Annotated in this window: 1 protein-coding gene; it reads left to right on the top strand. The window is 49.8% G+C overall.

All coding sequences use genetic code 11. The features are described 5' to 3' along the window. The coding region (locus tag SB775_RS33465) for a CAP-associated domain-containing protein (RefSeq protein WP_410865606.1) at nt 1-239 on the top strand (239 nt) is incomplete at both ends.

Below are 239 nucleotides of genomic sequence, written 5' to 3'. Positions count from 1 at the left end.
CCTACGATGGCAACGGGGAAGTCAATGGCATGTTCACCAATCAGGATCTCATCTCTTCTACGGAAGGCTTTTCGATGGATTCGACCAAAGCGCAAGTGCGCGAGCTGTTCGGGACACCGCTGACGAGCCTGCAAAAAGGGCGTGTGCAGTATATTCTCGACTCGCGCGATGAGTATGACTTATTTGAAACGGCGGATTCCTATACAACGGTTTTTTATGATATTCACGAAGGGGATACG

Source organism: Peribacillus sp. SIMBA_075 (assembly GCF_046534585.1).
The sequence above is the reverse complement of the archived record's forward strand: the minus strand, read 5'-3'. Positions and strand labels throughout refer to the sequence as shown.